Genomic DNA, 22,300 nt, shown 5'->3' with positions numbered 1-22,300 from the left:
TAATAGTGTACCATAAAGGTGGATATATGTATATTTTGATACAATGATTTTGAAACGAGTTTTGAAACACATTTAACACAAAAAATGCTACCTAATTCTCAATAGGTAGCTTTGTATCAAAAACATCCGTTTTCGAGACAGCGCTATCAGTAAACTTTTAATAGTAAATAATTTTTTATTTTAAACCTTCAATTAAAGAAAAGAGTAATGCTAGAATGTAAATATGTGTATTAATTGGATAATAATACTTTAGAGATTTATGCTAATAAATGCGGAGGGGATAATAATGAATAAAGAACCTTTAAGAAATTACTTAAGAAAGCGTTCTTCCTATTGGGAAATATTAATTGTGGGTATTGTATTAGGGGCATCAATAAGTTTAACAGTGAGTAGTCTTACTCTTATTGAAAACTTCCCTGCTATAACTGGAATAGTAACAGGAATAATTCTATGTGTTATTACATCACTAACACTAATGTATAAAACAAAATTTAACTTAGAAAAAGAAAAGTCTATTTCGGGTTTTCTTCACTACGATGACAATAAAAATATAATCAAAAGTGTTCCTAGATATGATTTTTCCACAATGATTAGCGAATACTTAGAGTCAGCATTTATTGAAAATCCAGCCTTACTTAGACAATGGAAAGAGGAGCCATTAAAAGACACTACTACTTTTTCAAATAATACTTATAAATATAATAAAAACTTCTCACATAGATTTATTTGTCAAGCAGTTGAATATTATTTACTCAGTAAAACCTCTACATATTTAACAGATTACTTTAATTCATACAAGGATAAAAATGATGAAGATCTCAAAGTATATAGAAGAGATGAAGTTCCAGAAATCCTCCTAAACAATAAATTATTTGAATTATTCTCAAGACCCATCGACGACAGAACATTATTTGATGGGAGCTTTCATGGAGAAAACACTAAACGGATTGCACTAGCCTATTCGAATGGTGCTAGATTTGAAAACTTTAATTTAACTCTCCCTAAAAAAAGTAAAATAAAAAGAGTCTCTGAAGAAAGCATTGAGATAGAAACTCCGAGATTTAAACTCCTGATCAACGTAAATTTTAGAAATACAAATACAGTTTTCCCCATGTCATTTAATGAGTTTTATTTGGGAGATGAATATAGTGCTCCCTTATCTGTTAAAATCGACATTAAAATTAAATTTAAGTTTAGTTCTTTTTTCTTTGTTAAAGACTGGAAATATTACGAATGGGTTGATGAACTACTATATAAACTAGACAATGAAATTTCAAAAGAGAATTTTTTTCGTACTATAAATTGGGATACAGCATTAACCCTTATAACAAGTATTAAAAATAATGAAAAAGAGGTAGCAAGACCTACGAAATAATCAAAAATCGCTGAGTTTCTGTCATTTTAATTACCTCACAAAATATGGTTTTTATTTAATATATAGATTTGAGCGTTAGAGATGGTAATGTATGACACACTAATGTTAATTAAAATATTTTAAACAATAAAGTCATTCCATTTTTTTGGGATGGCTCTATTTTTTTAACAGAACAATAAGTGTTGAAAACTATACATGCTTTGATTACAATATCAACAATTTGTACATTGATTAAAGCTACTGGGTACTTCCATTCATAATCTGGGATATTCCTTCTGATTTGACATTTTTCCTACTGGTTTTTTCTCTTTCTTTTCTTTAAAGTCATAAAAAAATCCTCCTCAAATAGTTAGGCTTTGACATTAACTATCGAGAAGGACTGTAATTAACAACCTTAACTTTCATTACATAGGATTGTTATTACACATTTAAGTGATTGTGTACACGCAATATTACCTGGTAATTCACAACCCTGTTCTATTTTTATCCTTTAGCAATTCTCCGGAGTACCCTTATTCGTCGCTGTCACAAACGATGACCCACAGCCGCATGACGCGATCGCATTCGGATTATCAATCGTAAATCCGCCGCCCATCATGGACTGCTTGTAATCGACTTTCGTACCGTTCAGGATGGCTGCATCATTTTTCGCCACAACCAGCTTGATTCCGTGCTGTTCAAGTACTTCATCACCTTCCTGGACCTCCTGTTCAAAGCCCATTCCATAGGAAAGACCGCTGCAGCCTCCCCCTTTAACCGATACACGCAGCATGGCATCCGTTTCGTCATGCTCCTTCATCATATCCTTAATCTGAAGGGCAGCAGCTTCCGTTAGATTCACAATTTCACTCATTCAATACACCTCCAACCATTTGTCTTCTTACTTATTAGTATACTCCTTTCTATTTTACTACTCAACCGAGGGAAACTATGTGACGACGTTTGCCTGGCATCATAATGTTGATCGCAGGATGTTTTGATGTGCCATCGGCTCAAAACCGGCAATATGAGCCAGGCACCGAACACCGCAGCCTCCAGTACAGCCTTAAGTCCCTGACATTTTAAAATACACCACAAAAAACACTAGTCCAATACTCCCCTTTCAAGGTATAATAAGGAAAATAGTCCCTTAATCGAGGTGAGAATGATGACTGAAGTAACGCCCTTTTACGATAAAAAAGTCCAGTGTCTTGCTTGTAAGCATTCTTATTCCACTACTAAAATCCGCTCCCGTTTCGTCAAGGTCAAAGGTCATGACAGCGATTTTTGCCCAGTCTATGGCTGTGATGAACTCAACCCTTTACTCTACAATGTATCCGTCTGCCCTCAATGCGGCTTCTCCTATACCGATGAATTCACAAAGTATATCGTCCCGGTTTTAAAAACAGACCTGGAAAAGAAAATAAGCCGTCACTGGCAGCCACAGGATTACGGCGATATCCGTTCCATAGACGAGGCTATTAATACGTACAAGCTCGCTGCCTATTGCGCACTTATCAAAAAAGAAAAGAAAATCACGATTGCCGGTTTATATTTGCGGACAGCCTGGCTCTACCGTAAAACAGATGAAGACGAACAGGAGAGAAGATTTATTAATCTTGCGACTCATGAGTACATCGAGTCTTATTTGAACGATGATTTTAAAGGCACGGCTATGTCTGAAACTAAGCTTTTATATCTTATTGCAGAACTCCTCCGTCGTCAGGATAAATATGAAGACGCCGTAAAGTACCTGTCAAAAGTGATTGAAAAACAACATCTGTCAACCGAACCAAAGATTGTGGAGATGGCAAAAGAGCAATGGTATGAAATGCGAGAGAGCTTTAAGGAGCAAAAGCGCAATCATCTCGCTTAAAGTGAACTTCACAATAAAAAGCTGGGCTCTTAGCTCCAGCTTTTTTCAAATTTCTATTTCAATAATCTCTGGCCTCCCGTGAAAAGTTAAGTCTTGCATTGAGCTGTACAGCGATATTTACCAGACTTAAAAACAAAAAAGCCGATCCTAAGATCAGCTTGGAATTAAAACATTGGATTTTCTTCTAAGAACTGATAGATATTTTCCACCAATTCCTCAGGGGTATCTCCTTCAACAGGTTCTCCGTTCACTAATGCGTAAAAAGATGAAGCGCATTTTCCACAGTAGCCTAGACACCCGTATTCGATGACATCGAGGTTCGGATCTCTTTCTAATATTTCAAGCGCCTTTTGCGCACCGCTTGCTAAGTTACTGATACAAAATTCTATAATAGGTTTCAATTCCATCACCTCACTACTCTTTGTAATGCTACCTTTTTTTGTGATAATCGTCAATCATAGCGGTTTGTATATTCGTATAACAGATTGTGAACATTTTCCCTTATTTCTGTTGTGAAAACGCCGCTATTTCGATATACTTTTAATGTTAATAGGTTTATTTATTGAATAAACCGTCTAATTATGAATCATATTGAAAATGCTTACTTTTCAGGACAGTCGTCCTTTTGCCTCTACCCAAGTAGAGAATCTTATATAAACACACTATATCGACAAAATTGCAGAGAGCCAAAAAGGGGAAATTAACATGAAACAATTAGTGCTGCTTGGCGGAGGATATGGCAATATGCGCGTTCTTCTTCGCTTGTTACCCAATCAACTCCCGGAAGATGTGTCCATTACGTTAATTGATCGCAACCCATACCACAGCTTGAAAACAGAATACTATGCTCTGGCAGCTGGAACAATTTCCGATCATCATGTACGCGTATCATTCCCGGAACATGCCCGTTTATCCTACGTGTATGGTGAGATATCAAAGATCGATACAAAGAATAAGACAGTACAGCTTCAAGATCAGGATGCTGTACCATATGATGATCTTGTCATCGGACTTGGCTGTGAGGACAAATATCATAATGTACCGGGTGCAGATGAATTCACTTACAGCATTCAAACGATCGACAAGTCGCGCCGAACGTATCAAACGCTGAATAATCTTCCTGCTGGCTCAATCGTCGGAATCGTCGGAGCCGGACTAAGCGGAATCGAGCTTGCCAGTGAACTGCGCGAAAGCCGTTCCGATTTACAAATTAAGCTATTCGACCGCGGAACCCGTATTTTGAACGCCTTCCCGGAACGTTTAAGCTCCTATGTGCACGGATGGTTTGAAGAGAATAACGTTGAAATCGTCAATAACTCAAATATCACAAAGGTGGAACCTAACACCCTGCATAACCACGAAGAACAAATCTACTGTGATGCCATCGTTTGGACAGCAGGCATCCAGCCTACAAAGGTAGTTCGTGATATGGATGCTGAAAAAGACTCAAGCGGCCGTGTTGTGATTTCAAAATATCATAACCTTCCGGACGATGAGAATGTATATGTAGTCGGGGATTGTGCGAGCCTTCCTCAAGCTCCAAGTGCACAGTTAGCGGAGGGACAGGCTGAACAGATTGTCCAGATCCTCTTGAAGCGCTGGAAAAACGAACCGCTTCCCGAAGAGCTGCCAAAAATCAAATTAAAGGGTATTCTAGGATCACTCGGTAAAAAGCATGGGTTCGGATTGGTAAACGAGCGTTCCATCACTGGACGCGTTGCCCGTTTGCTGAAATCGGGAGTACTATGGATGTATAAATATCATAACGGATGATTGCAAAAGAAACCGACATGCGTGCGGTTTCTTTTTTTGATCACCCCAATGAACAAAAGAGACTATCCCCTGAGGAAAAGTCTCTTCTTTTTTAAATATCACTATACCGCTTTATATCCATACTTCTCCAACTCTGAATAAATCGTTTTCAAACGTGGATTTCCTTCTCCTACAACCTCGCCCTCCAAAAGCACGATTGGATAGAACATATCCTCTTCGATGACTTTGGCAGCGAAGCTTTTGATGGATTCGTCTTCCGGTGGATTGTAGATGTCTATATATTTGATTGTAAATGGCTGATCCGGGTATTTGCGTCCGACTGCCGCTTCAAGCCAGTCGTATGTTTCTTTTGATGATGGCAGATTCACGCAGCTCGGACAAAGGACCTCAGCACCATACACATGAATTTCAACTGATTTACGATCCATACTCTCTTCTCCCCCTTCATTCCCCTCATACAATCATTTTACAAAAAAATCAGCAAAGTGGGAATACAAATGTGTTTTACAGCAAGGTTTGTAGAAAAAAAATAAGGATACCTGACTGTTCCAGCTGTTGATTGGAGTGGAAGACGAAGACTCCTATAGAAAAGCGGAAGGGCTTTGATCAGAGGCGTGTGGCATAAGACGAATTGGCCATGAAGGCGCTCTTTGCCTTCCTGATCAATTTGGCTTATGACATGTGCCTCTAAGCCCTGCAGCTGGACAGTAACTACCTAAGCCGACGGAGGCTCACCAACCGCCCGCGGAAAGCGAAGTCTTCCACGGAAATCAACAGCGGCGTTTAGAACAAAAAAAGAATTTCCCAATTGTTTGCGGGTTGATAGATTTTTTACAGATATGTCATTATAATAGAGAGTAAGGAAAGGAGTAGATAATGATGGCTGATCAAGCACAATTAGATTCCGTACAGGAAGTACTAGATAAATTACGTCCGTTCCTACTTCGCGATGGCGGGGACTGTGAACTGGTTGACGTGGAAGATGGTATTGTGAAGCTTCGCCTGTTAGGTGCATGCGGAAGCTGCCCAAGTTCAACAATCACTCTTAAAGCTGGTATTGAACGTGCACTAGTCGAAGAAGTACCAGGAATCGTTGAAGTAGAACAAGTTTTTTAATCTAAACTTACTAGATGACTCACACTGTTGAGTCATCTTTTTTTATTGACTCATTTTACCTAAGTACCATTAAATACCATATATTCCATTAATCTTTAGAGTCATGCTGTTTCTTTTTTCCCATATACATTTTATAATGACGAAGATTTTTATTTTTAAGGGGAGAAAGAGAAGGTTTGACTAGAGAGATATTTCAAAATGTTGTTGATGAGATGTTGGGCCATTTGGATTGCAAGCTGAATGTGTTAGTGGAGGATGCTTTTCCCGGCACGCGTCTAGTTGGCGGGAAGTACAGTATGAATACGAATTCCATTACAATCTTCACGGAGGATGTCACTGAGCAATGTCTTCGGATGTTCTCCGGGGAAGAAGTGTTACTCGATTATTTTAAAGTCGTGTTTGCCCATGAACTAGGCCATGCACATGACAAAGAACTTGAAGAATTGGCTGAAAGGTTAGATTGGGCCGATGAGCAGGAAAGAAATCAATTGATGCTGCGCATTGAAGAAAATGCATGGAGATTTGCCCGCAGCATTCTACCGGACGTGGCACCCTCTTTCCTTGAAGAAATTGAATCCCAGTCACTGGCTCCTTATTACCAAGCTGTAGAAAAAGACCTTTTACCTGCATGATGGCAGTTAAAAACACGCATCAATGATATGCGTGTTTTTTTTGCTCTTTATTTTACTTGCGTCTTGGGCTTGTCCCCTTTTAACACCGCTATGATATTCTGTACACACAGATTCATCATCGCTAATCGGGTTTCGGTTGAGGAACTTGCGATGTGAGGCAGTGCGACGACATTGTCCAGAGAAAGCAGCGGGTGATTGGAGTCGATTGGTTCATTCACAAATACATCCAGCCCCGCTCCTGCGATTTCACCTGTATTCAGAGCTTCTATCAATGCCTCCTCGTTTACGATCGCACCACGTGCCGCATTGATGAAGAAGGCAGATTTTTTCATTGCCTTAAATTGCTCTTTTTGGAATAAGCCTTCTGTTTCCTCCGTAAGCGGGGCAAGTACGACGACAAAATCAGATTGGGCCAGAAGCTCATCCAATTTCACATATACCGCGCCCAGCTTTTCTTCCGCTTCCGGCTTTCTTGAACGATTATGATAGAGAATGTTCATATCAAATCCTTTCGCTCTTCTGGCCACGGCTTCCCCTATGCTCCCCATTCCAACGATACCAATCGTCTTATGATGGATGTCCGCTCCTGCCAATAGCAGAGGGGACCAGCTTTTCCATTGTCCTTCTTTAATATAGCGATCAGCCTCGACAATCCGGCGAGCAGACGTCATCAATAATGCAAAGGTTAAGTCAGCCGTTGTATCGGTCAGCACATCCGGAGTATTACAAATGACCACTTCTTTCTGATTTGCTGCTTCGAGATCGATGTTGTCATATCCGACTGCCAGGTTCGCAACCACCTTTAGTGACGGGGCTTGCTCCATGAGTTCTGTATCCACTTTATCCGAGAGCATAGTGATCAGTGCCGATGCCCCGTTCGCTTTCTCAAGCAGCATATCTCTCGGGACCGGAACGTCTTCCTTATCCCACATTTCCACTTCAAACTCACTATTCAATGGTTCAATAACGGTATCCGGTAATTTCCTTGTGATAAAAATAGATGGTTTCATTGAGCTTCCTGCCTCCAATGACGTTTCCTTCTAGTGTATCATAAAAGGGCTTCCATTTATGTTATCAAGGCTTTATAGCCAGCCCACCAATGGGATCCCCCACTTTTTCACCGGTACCTCAGACAAGTGGTAAAAGTCAGACAAAAATGCTTCGTAATGCTTGGAGTTTTTCAAGTAGCGCTCAAGCTTATCCTCGGCGGTTTTCTTTTGCTGATCAGATTGAGAGATATAGTATTCTTCTATGCATTCAAAATAATGGAGCGGGAATAGAATCCTGGAGTACAGCAGTCTCCATGCGAATGGTGAAAGCGGTGCGACTGATTGATATTCCCTTAAGAACCCCTGCATTCCGGGATGGAAGGTTTGATTCTTCTGGAGATATTGTTCTCTCACCCATTCTGCGAGATCCCTGCTCGCATGATCGAATACCCAGTGAAACGGAAAATGGATACAGGACTCTGTCCCCCATGTGCTGTGCTGAAAACGTTCGTGGCAGATCGTACCTGCATCCTCTGGTTTGGGATCTTCATCAAGTTCTGTATCGACAAGATATTGAATGGCGTTTTCCGATAATGCATTATAATAAGGATAGCTTTCGACGAATCGTCGTTCAAACTCATCGACCGGCTGATTCTCAAGCACTCCGAAGTAGGCTTTTTCAAGTTGGGAAAGCCTGGTTTCCCATAACGCTTTCCACTTTCCCATCCTGCTGATCTTTTCCACCTTTTCTTCGAATAACCTGCCTCTAAAATGAAATTTACCAAGCTTTCTGCCCATCTTACTATCAGTAACTGGAGGAAGCTTTTCGTTTCGCACCACTACATAATCCTGGTTTTTTTCTGTTACTAGATAACGCCCTTCTGAATTCTGGACAAATGAAGAAACATAGCGGTCTCCTTGTGTCTTCATGTGCTCAGTCAATTTATACATTTCTACCAATGTTTCCTGTTCCACATTTGAAACACTTACAATACTATATAATAATCCCCCCGCCATATAGCGGTCCATCACGCCGTCAAAGAAGGCGCGCTCAGGGGTTAACCCAAAATGCTTCGCTAAAATCTCATGAGACATATTACCCTCTCCTATCTGTATACAAGCGGCTTTCATGGTAAAAGAATGCTGCTATGTTTATCCATTCATACGATAAAATCAACTTTTCAAGGAATATCCTCATGTACTGATGGGCAAGAATGAGGATAGAAGCTATTATTATGTCTATTTTTAAAAAGCGTATCATATGAGTAAAACAAGGCTCTGTCTCTTGAATAATATTTAACACAGAAAAGGTGAATAGGATGAAGGACAAAAAATCAATGGATATATTAAAAGAAACCTCAAGAAACTGGCTTCACGAAAGAGGAGTCGAAATTGAAGACATCGCCAAATTAGTTATGTACCTTCAACAGAAATACCATCCTGACCTGGAACTGGAAGAATGCATATATAACGTGGAAAGAGTGTTAACAAAACGAGAAGTCCAAAATGCCATTCTTACAGGAATTCAATTAGACCGGTTGGCAGAAAAGAAAATGCTTGAAGAGCCCCTTCAATCGATTGTGGAAGTGGATGAAGGCTTATACGGAGTCGACGAAATACTTGCTTTCTCGATTGTAAATGTGTACGGATCGATCGGATTCACCAATTATGGATTCATTGATAAACAGAAGCCGGGAATTCTTGAGAAACTGAACGATAAATCATCCGGAAAATGTCATACCTTCCTTGATGACATCGTCGGGGCTATTGCAGCCGCAGCCTCAAGCCGTCTGGCTCACAGGAATGAGAATCAGATATAAAGGCAGGCTGGCCTGTAAATCATCGCCAGAAACGAGAAAACAGACCTCTATCCGAGTGTCTGTTTTTGCTTTGAATAATTTCCATTTTCTTCCAAAAAAACATGTAAATATTAGCAAGTTTTTATTGCACAATATAACATTCTTTATTATAATTACAAATATAGTTGTAATAATTGTAATTATAATTGTAAAAATATTACTTCTCCCACTCCCAATAAAAGGCTATCACGATTTCTACCATTCCCCCTTTTTCATTGGTCGCAACAATGAAAAGGATCGAGGTGAGAGCAAAATTCAGTTACTCAGTGATCAAGCCTTACTAGAAGCATACAAAAAAGCAAATGCATTACATTTAGACAAAGAATTCATTCAATTAATCAAGCATGAGATGACTAAGAGAAACCTCATTTTCTTAACTCAGAAGCAGCCTTGATCATCTTCTCTTCTTCTGGAGTGGGAATGACATCTTCCCAGTGAACCTGTAAACCTTGGATAATGGCATGAATTTTGTTTAACGATGCATTTGCATCTCCTTTTTCAATTAAAGAAATATAATTTACAGTCAATCCACTTTTCTCGCTCAGCTCTTGAATGGTGATTTCTTTTGCCCGCCTGTGTCTTCTGATGTTTTTTCCAATTAACTCAGTAATACTCATATTTCACACTACCTTTTTGTTTTTCCATAAAAAAGAGTTAATGAGACAGGGTCACGAGGGAACCACTACCCTTATTCCCTATCATAACACTATAAAACATGTACCGCTCATATTTCTTTAATATGCTTTCGGAATCTCCCCTTTCATTAATTATCAGGAAATATATATCATTTCCCCGCTCTATTTTACCTACATAAAAAGTCATTGTCTATTTTAAGAATGCTCGATATGCTCATTTTTTTAAAGGAACGCGTCCCATAAAAAAAGGTGATGGACTTGAATGTCCATCACCTTCTCCTTTTTTATACATCCCATTCATCCAGCGTGTTGATTACATACGTCGGCTGTTCTTCCATCTGCTTCAGGATTTCTTTTGTTGTGACTCCTGTATGAACAAGTAGCGTATCCAATCCTGCATTCATTCCGGCTTTAATATCTGTATCATAATTATCGCCGACCATTAACGTTTCTTCTTTTGAGACGCCCAATACCTCTAATGCCTGCTCCATGATAATGGATTCCGGCTTGCCGATGAAGATTGGCTGAGTCTGGGTCGAAACGGTAACAACAGAAGTAAGTGAACCATTCCCAGGCAGCAAGCCTTTTTCTGTCGGAATGGCGATATCTCCATTTGTTGAAATAAATGTTGCCCCGTTACGTACACCGAGACAAGCGAGGGCCAGTTTTTCATAATTGATGCCGCGGTCGATCCCTACCACTACAAAGTCCGGCTTCTCTTCTTTAAGTGTGATTCCTTTTTCCTCTAGAGCTGAGCGGATCCCCTCTTCTCCAATCACATATGCTGTGCTTTCAGGCTTTTTGTCGGCTATGAATTGAGCAGTCGCCATTGATGTGGTGAAAACCTGTTCTTTTGCTGCAGAAATGCCGAAAGTTTGGAGCTTTTCTGCTACTTGTTCAGGGCGGCGCGACGAATTATTCGTCACAAACAGATAAGGCAGCCCTTTCTCCTTCAGCCGGCGTACGAAATCACCAGCTTCCTTGATGACTTCTTTCCCTCTATACATCGTTCCATCCAAATCGATTAAATAGCCTTTGTATTGTTTCATTTTCTACCTCCGTTTGATACGTTTATTATGCAAATATCTCCTGAAATCTATCATCCAAAAGTTGTTTTAAACGCCGCTGTTGATTTCCGTGCAAGACTTCGCTTTCCGCGGGTGACTCGTGAGCCTCCTCGTCGCAAAAGCTCCTGCGGGTCAGAAAAGCGGAGGCGCCTTGCTCAGCCCCGACAAGCATAAGATGAATGGGCCGGGAAAGCGCATTTTGCCTTCTTGGACTATTTAGCTTATGACCTCGAGGGGCTAGCCGCCAGAGCTGAACAAGTCTCACATTGGCCACTTCTCCCGCAGGAGCCTTCGTCTTGCACTCCAATCAACAGCTGGAACTGGTTATAAAAAAACAATAAATTTGCAAGCGATAAGAAAACGCTTTCTAAAAAGAAAGCGCCCAGTGACTCTCATTAATTTTTGAATGCTGAAACGGGTCCGAGTTCATTTTCCAGATAGCTGCGTACATGAACAGGAAATTGCTCTAATGTAGAACGTACATCATGAAGGATCCGCTGCAGAGCTTCATGATTGACGTTTGTATATTCTTGAACCAGAACTTTACGCTGTTCGATCAATCGTTTTAAATCTTTGCTCATGCCTTCATTGATGACCTTTTCATCCAACAGTATATCGATAATGTCTTCGTAGCTTCCGGGATCTCTCATGATAAAACCATCGATCATACTGTTTCCAACATCAAGCACCGACTCGATGAGGGTATGGCCGATTCTTTCAAGAGCGAGCTTCTCAATCGTGGATTCCCACCCTGACTGATTATGTAACAGACTCAATTGATCATTCATAAATACTAGTATTTCTTCAATTTTTTCTCTGTCCACGAAATACATTTTGTTCACCTCTTCTGATTGACATCCTTTTATAGTTTAACATAATTTTTATCAATCTATATAGAGATGTCTTCACTGCAAATCGGCTTCCAGTTTGTTATGATGTAGAAAGCTGACTGATTAAAGGAGGAAATCGTGATGACTGAACGATTTTATTTATACGATGATAATGAACAGACAAAAACCCGCTTTGTAAGTTTTATGGGTGAAAACCAGCGCTATGACTTAGCCATCACCCAAACAGGGAGATATTATGGAAAATCGCTCGTACTCGACCTTCAAGGAAGCCACTTCGCCATCCTCGGCCGCGACGACCTCGATGAGCCAGGCTACCTTGAAAGTGTTTACAAACTGACGGAAGAAGAAGCTGCAGAGCTGCGGGACTTTTTGAGTGAGACGATAATGTAAAGATCCCGAATGAACCTTTATCTCCTCTCACATACTACACCTAAGAAAGGTGGGAGATAGTATGAAAAAAGATCACCGCGACAAGGAAGAAGAAGTGTACAGTGATTTTTCAAATGTAGAGACTCAGCGGAATTTTCTTGTACCGGAGACGCTTCCGGAGGGCCCTTATGGATCTCCGCGCGGCAAATACACACCGGTTGAAAACAAGAGTACGGAATGGGAAGAGGGGCAGCGCTATTACAGTGCGTTCAACTATGAAAATAAATCCCTTCATCAGGATATCCCCCGTCAGGAACCCGGTTCCCATCCAGTCCACGCAGACCCTGACCGGAATGAAGAACCTCCATATACTGAAAATGAGTAATAAAAAGGAACATCTCTACTTCATGAGATGTTCCTTTTCTGTCCTTACTTATTTACTTTTTTCAACAGGAAGTACGCACATCCGAAGTTGCAGTACTCATAAAGATAATCCTTATGTGTACTCACCTTGGTATCAAAGGAAGCTTTCTGATTTTGGTCATCAAAAAACCCTTTAAGGCGCAATTGTCCATAACCCCAGTCTCCGAGGATATAATCATATTTATTTAAAATGTCGCTGTATCTCTCTTTGAATGCTTCTTCGTTAAATCCGTCCCTGAATTCTTCTACGATTTCATAGCATATGTTTTGAACACAGATCATTCCATCCACCCTCTTTCTTCCTTATCCTTACTTTAAATTATAACGGATTGTCCATTAATTACTATGAAAAATTATAAATTGAGATGGTCACCCTAACAAATAGGGGGTGTTTCAATTGAACAAATATATTCTCGGTACAACCGTATTAAGCTTTGCCTTATTCGGTGCTGCCTGCAATGGCATAGACAAGGCAAATGAAGAAATGTTTCACGACAACGGCAACACCATCAATGTGAACGATCAGGAAGAGCTTTTTAATGAAAATGTCAGCAAAGATTCTAAACGAAACGGGGAAGATTTCGGATATGTCCGCCAGCAGAAAAGCCCAGTGCAGGGCCAAGCCATTTCGAATGAAAATATGTATCGTTTAGACCGGGAGAAGGTTGCCGACAGCATCAGTAAAATGAGCGTAGCCATACCAAACGTGGATGATTGTGCGACCCTTGTGACGGATGAAGAGGTGCTGATCTCTTATAAAACCGACAAAAAGGACAAGGATGCCCGTTTCAATGTCGCCGATCAGGTGAAGAAAACGGCCATGTCCGTCATTCCGCGCTGGTACCATGTATATGTAACCGATGATCCGAACTTGATGCAGAATGTAGAAAATCTTGCAAAAATGGACAGCGACAGTAAAAATGTCAATACTGCCATTGATGATACGATTAACTTGATGCTAAAAGCTTCTCCTCAAGGCAAAAACATTGATGCTGGTGAAAATGCCAACGGTGAAATGATTGATGAACAGAATATGAATGAAGATGATGTACATCAAATCAATAAAGAGCGTCAAAAGCGCACTGACAACTCAGAAACAATGATGGATTAACGTTTCTCCAAAGATCAGGCAATAGCCTGTCTATGGTGAAAACTCCATGAGCTGGGAAGTTCAGAAGCTCCGCATTCACCATTTTAAAGAGCTTTTAAAAAAAGGACTGACTAAGAGAGACATCTCAATAAGTCAGTCCTTGCTTTATTTATGCCATTTCTTTCTCTCCTGCTTCTTGTTTTGCTTTGGCAGCTGCGTTTACCTGCTCATCAGCATGGTAAGAAGAACGTACGAGAGGACCTGCTTCACAGTGGCTGAAGCCTTTTTCCATTGCCGCTTCACGAAGCTCGGCAAATTCATCCGGATGGTAGTACTTCTGTACTTTTAAGTGCTTCTTCGTCGGCTGCAGATATTGACCAAGGGTTACGATATCTACATTATTTGCACGTAAGTCATCAAAAGTCTCAAGGATTTCTTCTTTTGTTTCTCCAAGACCAACCATGATGCTTGATTTCGTAGGAATATCAGGATTCAATTCTTTTGCACGGCGCAGGAATTCGAGAGTACGATCATATGTAGCACGCGCACGAACTCTTGGAGTCAATCGGCGGACGGTTTCTATGTTGTAGTTCATGATATCCGGTTTTGCATCCATTAGTGTCTTGATGTTGTCAAACACTCCGCCCATGTCGGAAGGCAGTACTTCAATGGATGTAAATGGACTTTTGCGACGGATGGCACGCACTGTTTCAGCAAATACCTGTGAACCGCCGTCTTTTAAATCGTCACGGGCAACAGCCGTGATGACAACGTGCTTCAGGTTCATTAATTGCACGGAATCTGCTACTCGCTCAGGCTCTTTAAGATCCAGTTCGTTCGGCAGCCCGGTCTTAACTGCACAAAAACGGCATGCGCGTGTACAAATATCCCCAAGAATCATAAAGGTCGCGGTTCTTCTTGTACCCCAGCATTCATGGATATTTGGACATTTCGCCTCTTCACATACTGTATGAAGATTCTTTTCACGCATCATTTTTTTCAAGCCCATATAATTATCGTTCGTATTAAGCTTAATCTTAAGCCATTCCGGCTTACGAATATATTCGTCTTTCTTCGTCATACCCCTCATCTCCAATCCTAACAAATTCTGATTTAGGCAAAGCTCTTTTCGCATACTTTGTTGCTTACACACAAGAAAATATCGGAACTTGGGTATTTTCCGATTGTATGTCCATCTCTCCTAATAGCTTGAGTTCGAAAAGAGCACGTGGAAAACGCCCTTTACAGCCCCCTTGATTATAAACGAGAAGCAACAGCATTTAGAAAATAGCCTTAGGTAAGAGTGAAACGCTTACTGATCGTTCATTCTATATAAAATAAAGCCATCATCAATATACTTCTTTTGTCACTTTATCATACTAAAAAAATGAAAACAAGCATGTACCTCTTTTACCATTTATTGATGATTATGAATCCTGATGCTCGTCACAAACTAAGTGTAGAACTCTAAGTTGGAGGGATTGACTTGTATATACGAATAGTTCTTACTTTGATCCTTCTCTGCATGTTTACAGGCCCTGTTCAGAGCCGCGCAGCAGAGACGTTGTCAGAGGAACAAATACACACCAAACGTATGGAGTTATTTCAAAAAAGTGAAGCACTTACTCAAATTCCTTGGTATTATCTTGCAGCAGTCGATCAATATGAGCGCAGCTTGCGCTTTGCGCGTAAAGATAGAGAAAAGCCCTCCTCTTTGATCTCCATCTATATAGATCCTGAGAAATGGGCCGGTCCTTTAAATCCACGGCTTCAAGATGAAAATCCGAAGACAATCACCCTATTCAATGGATTCGGAAGGGACGGGGATCTTGACGGTAAAGCAAGTATCAAAAGTGATGAAGATATCCTGGCAGCCTTTACAGATTACATTTTACAGTACGGCATCGATCGTGATAATTTCAAACTGGCTTTATGGGATTACTACAAACGTGATAAGACTGTCAGTATCATTATGGGAAAAGCAAAGATCTATAAGCACTTTGGGACGGTTCACCTGAATGATAAAGCCTTCCCACTCCCGCTCAGATTCAATTACAGCTACCGCAATACGTGGGGTGACGCGCGCGGCTGGGGCGGGCGTCGTATACATGAAGGGACTGACCTCTTTGCGGACTATGGTGTACCGGTCAGGGCAACTTCATACGGTATCATCGAGATGAAGGGCTGGAACCGATATGGCGGCTGGAGAATAGGTATCAGGGATATTAATAACACCTATCATTATTTCGCACATTTAAGCGGTTTTTCGGATAACCTGAAAGTCGGTCAGGTTGTGGAACCCGGGATGGTAATCGGAGGAGTCGGCAGTTCGGGATACGGACCTCCCGGAACATCTGGTAAATTCCCGCCTCACCTTCATTACGGCATGTACAAAGATAACGGTCTGACTGAGTGGTCCTTCGACCCCTATCCGCATCTGCGCCAATGGGAACGTCAAGACCGCATCAAAAGCAAAAAAAGATAACAGAAGGCCCGTCCCGCACCGCTTTAAAGCAGTGCGGGACGGGCCTTTAATGGAGTAAAGAAAAAACAGACGATGGATAACTTCATCGCCTGCTTCTTTGTTCAGTTCATATTATGATGCTTTTTTTGATTTGGATACCGCATTAGCGATACTTGCCGCCAGGCCGCCCCAAATGATGACGACACCGACAACTAACATTATGATTGCACTACCGCTCATGTCAGCTTACCTCCTTATAGCTTTCAGCTTCTGTTTTGGAATGCCAGCGTTTAAAGGTAAATGCCACTCCGATAATTAAAGCGAATGCAGCTACAAACCAGCCGCTGTATAGGACGAAGGCATCTGAGTATCCTCCATAGTTCCCTGTTTCCGTATCAAATTCTTTAAGGATGTTCATCTTGAATAATCCAAACATCATCCATCCAAGAACGATCGGTGTGATGACACCAAGGCAAAGCTTCCACCAGCCGCCAAGCTGAATGTCGGAAATACCGTTTGAATGATCTTTGAATGTATTGATCTTTCGTAAGAACCATGCCACTACGATTACTTCCACTAATCCTATGAACGCTACCCCGAATTGGTTGATGAAGTAGTCGGCAACATCAAGGAATAATAATCCGCCCTGCGTTGCGAACAGAATTGAAATGACTGCAGAAAGTCCCCCACCGAAAGCCACTGCTTTTGTACGGGAAAGGCCGAATTTCTCTGAGATCGCCGCCACATAGGTCTCGGAAATCGAGATAAGTGATGATAATCCCGCAAGGACAAGTGAAGCGAAGAATAAGAATCCAAACAGGCCATTCAGTGCCGGGAATTCATTAATGATCTGCGGGAAGACAACGAATGCCAAGCCAACTCCTCCGCTTACTACTTCTTCAACCCCGACTCCTTGTGTTTGAGCCATGAATCCAAGTGCAGCGAATACCCCGATCCCTGCAAGCAGCTCAAATCCTGAGTTACTGAATCCTGTGATGAACGCGTTATTCGTGATATCCGATTTCTTCGGAAGATAACTTGAGTACGTGATCATAATTGCAAACGCAATTGATAAACTGAAGAAGATCTGGCCGTATGCAGCTACCCATACATCCGGACTCATGATCTTACTGAAATCAGGAGCAAAGAATGCATTCAGTCCATCAAGTGCTCCAGGTAAAGTTAAAGCGCGAATCACAATGATCAGGAATAAAATTACGAGTGCAGGAATAAAGATCTTGTTCGCCACTTCGATACCTTTCTTTACACCTTTGAAGAGAATGCCAAGTGTTATAATCCAAACAAGTACAAGCGGGATGAAGACTCCGCCAACGATACTTCCTGTTTGACCCGGATCAACCGATAACTTTAGATACTCACCGAATAAGAACCCTTCTGTATCGTCTCCCCAGCCCTTGTTGAAAGCGAAAACACTGTATGCCATCGCCCATGCAATAATGACGGCATAATAGGTGGATATGACAAATGCTACGAGTACCTGCCACCATCCAAGCCATTCTGATTTTTTATTCATACGGAAATATGACAATGGTGCAGATCCGCGATACTTATGTCCTATCGTGAATTCTAATACGAGTAATGGAATACCGGCAGTCAAAAGAGCAAAAAGATAAGGAATAAAGAATGCCCCTCCACCATTTTCATATGCTACCGCCGGAAAACGCCAAATGTTTCCCAACCCGATAGCAGACCCTACTGCAGCCAGGATAAATCCTGCACGTGTTCCAAACTGGGCACGTTTTTCCATGTTGGTTCCCCCCTGATTTTCCAACTACCATTAAAAAGGTAATTGAAATTTTTATATTTTCAGATTATTTAATCTAAAGTCAGTATAGCTAGTTCTAGGACAATTGTCAAAGCAAAATTTTGCTATTTTAGACACATCTTCTACTTTTATAGTTCAATTCTCCCTCTGTAAGAAAAAGTAAATGAAAAATACCAACTTTATTTCCTGATTACTAGTTATTTCTACTGTGTTAGTTTCGATAATGGACTTCATAAGCCGTCCGGATCCCTGATTCTATTGCACCTTCTATCCATCCATGAAAAGAGGAGGTATGTTCTCCTGCAAAATGAAGCCTTCCTTCCGGTTTCCGGGTAATCTCATCGAAGTTTTTCTGCTGCTGAGGAGTAAATAATGTAAAGCAGCCTGCAGAATAAGGGTTTTGACCCCAATTGAACCAAACAGCCTGGAGGAATTCCGTATAGACGATGTTGCCGTATATTTTTGCTAAATCTTTAAGCACAACACGAACAAGTTCTTCATTGGACAAACTATTCCACAATACCGCATCACTCCCCCAGCTGTAGCTTGCCAGCAATACCCCGGGACCATCCGAACCAATCCCGTGACTTGGGATGTAAGTGAATTTTAAAGGCAGGTCACTGGTAATATTGCCATACCCCATTTTCTCCCAGAACCTGCTTTTAAATTCAATACCGATTTTCACTGCCTGGACATTGTTCACCTCCCTTATTGTCTGCCACTTCTTAAAGGAAATTGAATCATGGGGAACGACATCCACAAATTGAAATACCGTAAAAGGCATTGTGACAATCGCATAGTCACCTGAGTATTGCGATACCTTGCGTGTAACAGGATTTAATGTCTGTACACACACCCGATTATCTTCCTGGATGATCTTGACCACTTTCCGGTTAAGCTTGATCTCTTTTTGCAGCTCATTGATGAATGACCGGGGCAGATGGTCATTTCCGCCGGTTATTTCGTAAAATGTTGTTTTCTCACTGAAAATCGGATAAATGACGTCCGTCAATATGTCGATAAAAGAGAAATCCGGGAAGCCCTCTATCCCAAGCATGACACCGATTTTTCGAATGGCATTGTCCGAAAGGGATTTTCCGAACGGATTGGAGGCAAGATAATCACCCATCGAGTAAATAGAATACTGCTTTTTGAATTTTTTCTGCTCTTCCGGGGTACTTTTTAAATATAAATCAAGGAATGGCTGAGTTGCTTCGAGAAAAAGTTCTGCTGCAGTTTTTCCTTTTTCCTCTTCTTCAAGTGGAAAACGTAAAATATCCGGGTTTTGTTTATATTCACTTTTGGGGGTCAGGACTGAGTTGGCAAAAATCAAATCCTTCGGGGAAGAGTTGATAAAACGATTAATCGGCAGGTTAAAACGCTTAATATATTCAAACACTAATTCATGGTTTTCCGGAATACGCATGGCACCAAAGTCGAGGTAATTCCCGGATGTAAATGGTTCTCTCACCGTATAAACCCTGCCGCCTATCCGATTGTTACCCTCCAATATCATTACTTCATGACCTGCTCTTTTCAACAGGGATGCCGAAACCAGTCCAGCCATCCCTCCTCCTAATATAAGCACTTTTTTAGGGTTGGAGGATTGCTCGAATCCATTCCAAATGATGGATAGTAAATCTTCAGGATAATGTAAATCGGCATAGCCTTCCACCTCTGTCAGCATATCGGTTCCCCCTTTTCTCTTATTCATATGAGAGAGTAACAGCTGGTAGAATGCGGGCGGACGGCTCATTTTTCATAGCTGCAGCGAATGCTCCTCTCTGTCATGGATTATTGGTATTGGTCAAGGTTCAATCGAGTTGGCACAAAACACGAAAAAACCAGAAGCAAATCTGCCTCTGGTTTTTTTCTGTAATTATTGAGAAACTGCCGTATCTGTTTTCTTTCCTTTTATAAAGCCAACACCCGCCACTATTACGATCACTACGATCAATCCAAGCAGAGTGCTTCCAGTGAACCCTAATACAAGGTATCCGATCGAAGCCGCTAAAGCTCCGATGAGTGCATATGGAATCTGCGTGAGTACGTGGTCAATGTGATTGCTCCCCGCTCCCGTTGAAGAGAGGATCGTTGTATCAGAAATCGGTGAACAGTGGTCTCCAAGAACCGCACCCGCTAAAACCGCTGCCATCGCTGGAAGTAATACACTCACATCGGTCGCTGCTGCAATTTCTCCCGCAATCGGAAGCAGGATTCCAAATGAGCCCCATGAAGTCCCTGTAGAAAATGCCATGACACCGGCCACCAAGAATAGCAGCACAGGCAGAATTTCAACTGGCATGTTCGATTTTTCCACTAATCCGGCTAAATACGTTCCAGTTTGAAGCTCATCGATAAGAGTGACGATTGCCCATGCAAAGATAAGGATATATACCGCAGGAAGCATGGATTTAATTCCCTCAACAACCGCTGTCCCGGCTGCCCTTCCCCCAACTCCCTTCAAGCTGACTTGACGGAAGAAAAGAATGAGTGCAATCACTAATGCGAATAAGCTTCCATATAATAATGATTTTGTTACATCTGTATTTTCAAATACCGGAATGATTTCAAATGCTCCCACTGCCTTATACCCAGTCCAAAGCATCATGCCGACAGTTCCGACAACAAGAGCGATGATCGGCCAGGCCAAATCGCCGACTGAACCTTTAGAGCTTACAGGCAGGTCATTCTTCAACTCACCCGGGATATCTTTTTCCGGGTCATAAAGATTGCCCGTGGTGATTGCTCTTTCTTCATGTTCCTTCATCTTTCCGAAATCAAAACCTCTATAAGCAACAATCAATACTAATAGAATAGCTGCCCATACATACAGATTCATAGGAATCATTTGAATGAATGCAGAGAATGCTGTGTATTCCGTGATGCTGTGTGTTGCAAGAATCGATCCGATAATACCGATGATATATGCTCCCCAGCTTGATACCGGTGAAACCACACAGACCGGGGCAGATGTGGAGTCAATGATATAAGCAAGTTTCGCACGTGAAATTTTATGACGGTCCGTGATCGGTCTTGAAACCTGTCCGACCGCAAGCGCATTGAAATAATCGTCAATAAAGATAATGATACCTAAAACAGCCGCCAATAATTGCGCGCCTCTTCTTGTCTTCACGCGTTTCATCGCCCATTCACCGAATGCGCGGCTTCCGCCTGAAATGTTAACGAAAGCAGTGATGACGCCAAGTATCAATAAGAATAGAATGATATACACATTCCAGGTATTCAATTCACCGTCGGCAACGAAAATGCCCTTGACCGCTTCCCATATCTTACTGAATGTGCCTGTAATTGAGAAATCTGTGATTAGAAGTGCTGAAGCGATGATCCCTACACCCAGCGAAAGCAGTACGCGTCTCGTCAAGATAACCATCAGGATGGCTAAAAGTGGCGGGATGATTGAATAAATCGTGTTTTCCATAATGTCCTCCTCCTATTTGATAGGGGGGAACCTCATAGCATGACAGAGGAATAAAAAAAGGTAATGATAGAGGATCCTATCATTACCTTTTAATGAGTAATGTAAGTGCTCCATCACGATCTGTAGCTCCCCATCATAGAGTATCCCCTATAATGACAGTGTTACCCTTTTTCAAGATAACCCCAGCAAATATACTTCTGACAAGCATATTTACTTCGGCAAAGGTTCCCTTTCATCTGTTGTCTCAGTTGTCATCCTCAAACAGCTTACTCTTGAACCCTGCACCTCTACCCCATCGGATTGATGATGTGGTTATAATATTAAAATTTCCTTTTTTAATATATCAAACTATCATTATTTTGACAACTTTTTTAATGGGAAAGTGCGAGGGCAGGTTTTTCCAACCTTTATTGCCGCAATTGATTTCCGTGCAAGACTTCGCTTTCCGCGGGCGGTTGGTGAGCCTCCTCGTCGCTAAAGCTCCTGCGGGTCAGAAAAGCGGAGGCGGCTTGCTCAGCCCCGACAAGCATAAGATGAATGGGCCGGGAAGGCGCCTTTTGCCTTCTTGGACCAT

25 protein-coding genes and 1 riboswitch are annotated in these 22,300 nt (G+C 41.5%); of the genes, 11 read left to right on the top strand and 14 right to left on the bottom strand.

From position 1 onward, the window contains the following. Window positions 1–286 precede the first annotated feature (286 nt). The gene (locus AAEO50_RS18585; protein WP_341985827.1) at window positions 287–1,375 is read left to right on the top strand and encodes a hypothetical protein; all 1,089 of its coding nucleotides are present in this window, start codon (window positions 287–289) and stop codon (window positions 1,373–1,375) included. A 490-nt stretch (window positions 1,376–1,865) separates the two neighbouring features. Here AAEO50_RS18585 and AAEO50_RS18580 read toward each other — a convergent pair whose 3' ends face one another. Then, window positions 1,866–2,228, bottom strand: coding sequence for an iron-sulfur cluster assembly accessory protein (locus AAEO50_RS18580; protein WP_341985826.1), 363 nt, complete (start codon window positions 2,226–2,228; stop codon window positions 1,866–1,868). A gap of 294 nt (window positions 2,229–2,522) precedes the next feature. Between AAEO50_RS18580 and AAEO50_RS18575 the strand changes: the two genes are divergently transcribed. Then, window positions 2,523–3,230, top strand: a complete 708-nt coding sequence (locus AAEO50_RS18575; protein ID WP_341985825.1) for a DUF2225 domain-containing protein — start codon at window positions 2,523–2,525, stop codon at window positions 3,228–3,230. A gap of 164 nt (window positions 3,231–3,394) precedes the next feature. Here AAEO50_RS18575 and AAEO50_RS18570 read toward each other — a convergent pair whose 3' ends face one another. After that, window positions 3,395–3,637: a YuzB family protein gene (locus tag AAEO50_RS18570; RefSeq protein WP_341985824.1), complete on the bottom strand. Its 243-nt coding sequence runs from the start codon at window positions 3,635–3,637 to the stop codon at window positions 3,395–3,397. A gap of 298 nt (window positions 3,638–3,935) precedes the next feature. Between AAEO50_RS18570 and AAEO50_RS18565 the strand changes: the two genes are divergently transcribed. Next, window positions 3,936–5,003, top strand: a complete 1,068-nt coding sequence (locus tag AAEO50_RS18565) for an NAD(P)/FAD-dependent oxidoreductase (protein ID WP_341985823.1) — start codon at window positions 3,936–3,938, stop codon at window positions 5,001–5,003. Window positions 5,004–5,104: 101 nt separating this feature from the next. Here AAEO50_RS18565 and AAEO50_RS18560 read toward each other — a convergent pair whose 3' ends face one another. Beyond that, complete coding sequence (locus AAEO50_RS18560; protein ID WP_341985822.1) at window positions 5,105–5,431, bottom strand: YuzD family protein; 327 nt, start codon at window positions 5,429–5,431, stop codon at window positions 5,105–5,107. 451 nt (window positions 5,432–5,882) lie between these two features. On the opposite strand from AAEO50_RS18560, the gene AAEO50_RS18555 reads away from it, so the two are divergent. Then, entirely contained in the window at window positions 5,883–6,119 is a 237-nt protein-coding gene (locus AAEO50_RS18555; RefSeq protein ID WP_341985821.1) for a NifU family protein, read from the top strand. A 176-nt stretch (window positions 6,120–6,295) separates the two neighbouring features. Beyond that, the gene (locus AAEO50_RS18550; protein ID WP_341985820.1) at window positions 6,296–6,751 is read left to right on the top strand and encodes a hypothetical protein; all 456 of its coding nucleotides are present in this window, start codon (window positions 6,296–6,298) and stop codon (window positions 6,749–6,751) included. 47 nt (window positions 6,752–6,798) lie between these two features. Here AAEO50_RS18550 and AAEO50_RS18545 read toward each other — a convergent pair whose 3' ends face one another. Both AAEO50_RS18545 and yutH read right to left on the bottom strand, forming a co-directional pair. Continuing rightward, window positions 6,799–7,761, bottom strand: coding sequence for a D-glycerate dehydrogenase (locus AAEO50_RS18545; RefSeq protein WP_341985819.1), 963 nt, complete (start codon window positions 7,759–7,761; stop codon window positions 6,799–6,801). 72 nt (window positions 7,762–7,833) lie between these two features. Continuing rightward, the gene (gene yutH / locus AAEO50_RS18540) at window positions 7,834–8,835 is read right to left on the bottom strand and encodes a spore coat putative kinase YutH (protein ID WP_341985818.1); all 1,002 of its coding nucleotides are present in this window, start codon (window positions 8,833–8,835) and stop codon (window positions 7,834–7,836) included. Between the two features lie 224 nt (window positions 8,836–9,059). On the opposite strand from yutH, the gene AAEO50_RS18535 reads away from it, so the two are divergent. Further along, on the top strand, window positions 9,060–9,560 hold the full coding sequence (locus tag AAEO50_RS18535) for a phosphatidylglycerophosphatase A (protein ID WP_341985816.1): 501 nt from the start codon (window positions 9,060–9,062) through the stop codon (window positions 9,558–9,560). Beyond that, a complete protein-coding gene (locus AAEO50_RS21435) occupies window positions 9,490–9,993 on the top strand; it encodes a sporulation histidine kinase inhibitor Sda (RefSeq protein WP_425383228.1) in 504 nt (167 codons plus the stop codon). The genes AAEO50_RS18535 and AAEO50_RS21435 overlap by 71 nt, the downstream gene beginning before the upstream one ends. Here AAEO50_RS21435 and AAEO50_RS18530 read toward each other — a convergent pair. From AAEO50_RS18530 to AAEO50_RS18520, 3 genes are all read right to left on the bottom strand, one after another. Next, window positions 9,965–10,216, bottom strand: coding sequence for a helix-turn-helix transcriptional regulator (locus AAEO50_RS18530; protein ID WP_341985815.1), 252 nt, complete (start codon window positions 10,214–10,216; stop codon window positions 9,965–9,967). The two genes, AAEO50_RS21435 and AAEO50_RS18530, sit on opposite strands and share 29 nt — an antisense overlap. A gap of 302 nt (window positions 10,217–10,518) precedes the next feature. Continuing rightward, a complete protein-coding gene (locus AAEO50_RS18525; RefSeq protein ID WP_341985814.1) occupies window positions 10,519–11,283 on the bottom strand; it encodes a TIGR01457 family HAD-type hydrolase in 765 nt (254 codons plus the stop codon). 413 nt (window positions 11,284–11,696) lie between these two features. Next, complete coding sequence (locus AAEO50_RS18520; protein ID WP_341985813.1) at window positions 11,697–12,134, bottom strand: DUF86 domain-containing protein; 438 nt, start codon at window positions 12,132–12,134, stop codon at window positions 11,697–11,699. Between the two features lie 138 nt (window positions 12,135–12,272). Between AAEO50_RS18520 and AAEO50_RS18515 the strand changes: the two genes are divergently transcribed. Both AAEO50_RS18515 and AAEO50_RS18510 read left to right on the top strand, forming a co-directional pair. Then, window positions 12,273–12,542 carry a DUF3055 domain-containing protein gene (locus AAEO50_RS18515; protein ID WP_341985812.1) on the top strand — a complete coding sequence of 90 codons (270 nt, stop codon included), beginning with the start codon at window positions 12,273–12,275 and terminating at the stop codon, window positions 12,540–12,542. 61 nt (window positions 12,543–12,603) lie between these two features. Then, the gene (locus AAEO50_RS18510; protein ID WP_341985811.1) at window positions 12,604–12,906 is read left to right on the top strand and encodes a cytosolic protein; all 303 of its coding nucleotides are present in this window, start codon (window positions 12,604–12,606) and stop codon (window positions 12,904–12,906) included. Window positions 12,907–12,950: 44 nt separating this feature from the next. Here AAEO50_RS18510 and AAEO50_RS18505 read toward each other — a convergent pair whose 3' ends face one another. Further along, complete coding sequence (locus AAEO50_RS18505; protein WP_341985835.1) at window positions 12,951–13,226, bottom strand: YutD family protein; 276 nt, start codon at window positions 13,224–13,226, stop codon at window positions 12,951–12,953. Window positions 13,227–13,332: 106 nt separating this feature from the next. Here AAEO50_RS18505 and AAEO50_RS18500 point away from each other — a divergent pair, with 106 nt between their 5' ends. Then, window positions 13,333–14,055 (top strand): YhcN/YlaJ family sporulation lipoprotein, encoded by a 723-nt coding sequence (locus AAEO50_RS18500; RefSeq protein WP_341985810.1) that lies wholly within the window; start codon window positions 13,333–13,335, stop codon window positions 14,053–14,055. Between the two features lie 148 nt (window positions 14,056–14,203). Here the strand turns inward: AAEO50_RS18500 and lipA are convergent, their stop codons facing one another. Next, window positions 14,204–15,115: a lipoyl synthase gene (lipA, locus tag AAEO50_RS18495; protein WP_341985809.1), complete on the bottom strand. Its 912-nt coding sequence runs from the start codon at window positions 15,113–15,115 to the stop codon at window positions 14,204–14,206. A gap of 444 nt (window positions 15,116–15,559) precedes the next feature. On the opposite strand from lipA, the gene AAEO50_RS18490 reads away from it, so the two are divergent. Next, on the top strand, window positions 15,560–16,519 hold the full coding sequence (locus AAEO50_RS18490; RefSeq protein ID WP_341985834.1) for a M23 family metallopeptidase: 960 nt from the start codon (window positions 15,560–15,562) through the stop codon (window positions 16,517–16,519). Between the two features lie 111 nt (window positions 16,520–16,630). Here AAEO50_RS18490 and AAEO50_RS18485 read toward each other — a convergent pair whose 3' ends face one another. The 4 genes from AAEO50_RS18485 to AAEO50_RS18470 form a co-directional block, all read right to left on the bottom strand. Next, window positions 16,631–16,738 (bottom strand): methionine/alanine import family NSS transporter small subunit, encoded by a 108-nt coding sequence (locus AAEO50_RS18485; RefSeq protein WP_175990460.1) that lies wholly within the window; start codon window positions 16,736–16,738, stop codon window positions 16,631–16,633. 1 nt (window position 16,739) lies between these two features. Then, a complete protein-coding gene (locus tag AAEO50_RS18480) occupies window positions 16,740–18,266 on the bottom strand; it encodes a sodium-dependent transporter (RefSeq protein WP_341985808.1) in 1,527 nt (508 codons plus the stop codon). Window positions 18,267–18,495: 229 nt separating this feature from the next. Then, window positions 18,496–19,971, bottom strand: a complete 1,476-nt coding sequence (locus AAEO50_RS18475; RefSeq protein ID WP_341985807.1) for a flavin monoamine oxidase family protein — start codon at window positions 19,969–19,971, stop codon at window positions 18,496–18,498. Between the two features lie 192 nt (window positions 19,972–20,163). Beyond that, on the bottom strand, window positions 20,164–21,726 hold the full coding sequence (locus AAEO50_RS18470) for a Na+/H+ antiporter NhaC family protein (RefSeq protein ID WP_341985806.1): 1,563 nt from the start codon (window positions 21,724–21,726) through the stop codon (window positions 20,164–20,166). Between the two features lie 115 nt (window positions 21,727–21,841). Continuing rightward, a riboswitch (Lysine riboswitch) is annotated at window positions 21,842–22,024 on the bottom strand. Between the last annotated feature and the right edge of the window lie 276 nt (window positions 22,025–22,300).

Source organism: Rossellomorea oryzaecorticis, from assembly GCF_038405515.1.
Taxonomy (GTDB): Bacteria; Bacillota; Bacilli; order Bacillales; family Bacillaceae_B; genus Rossellomorea; species Rossellomorea oryzaecorticis_A.
Note: the sequence above shows the minus strand (reverse complement) of the source record. Positions and strands in the feature narration are given on the sequence as shown.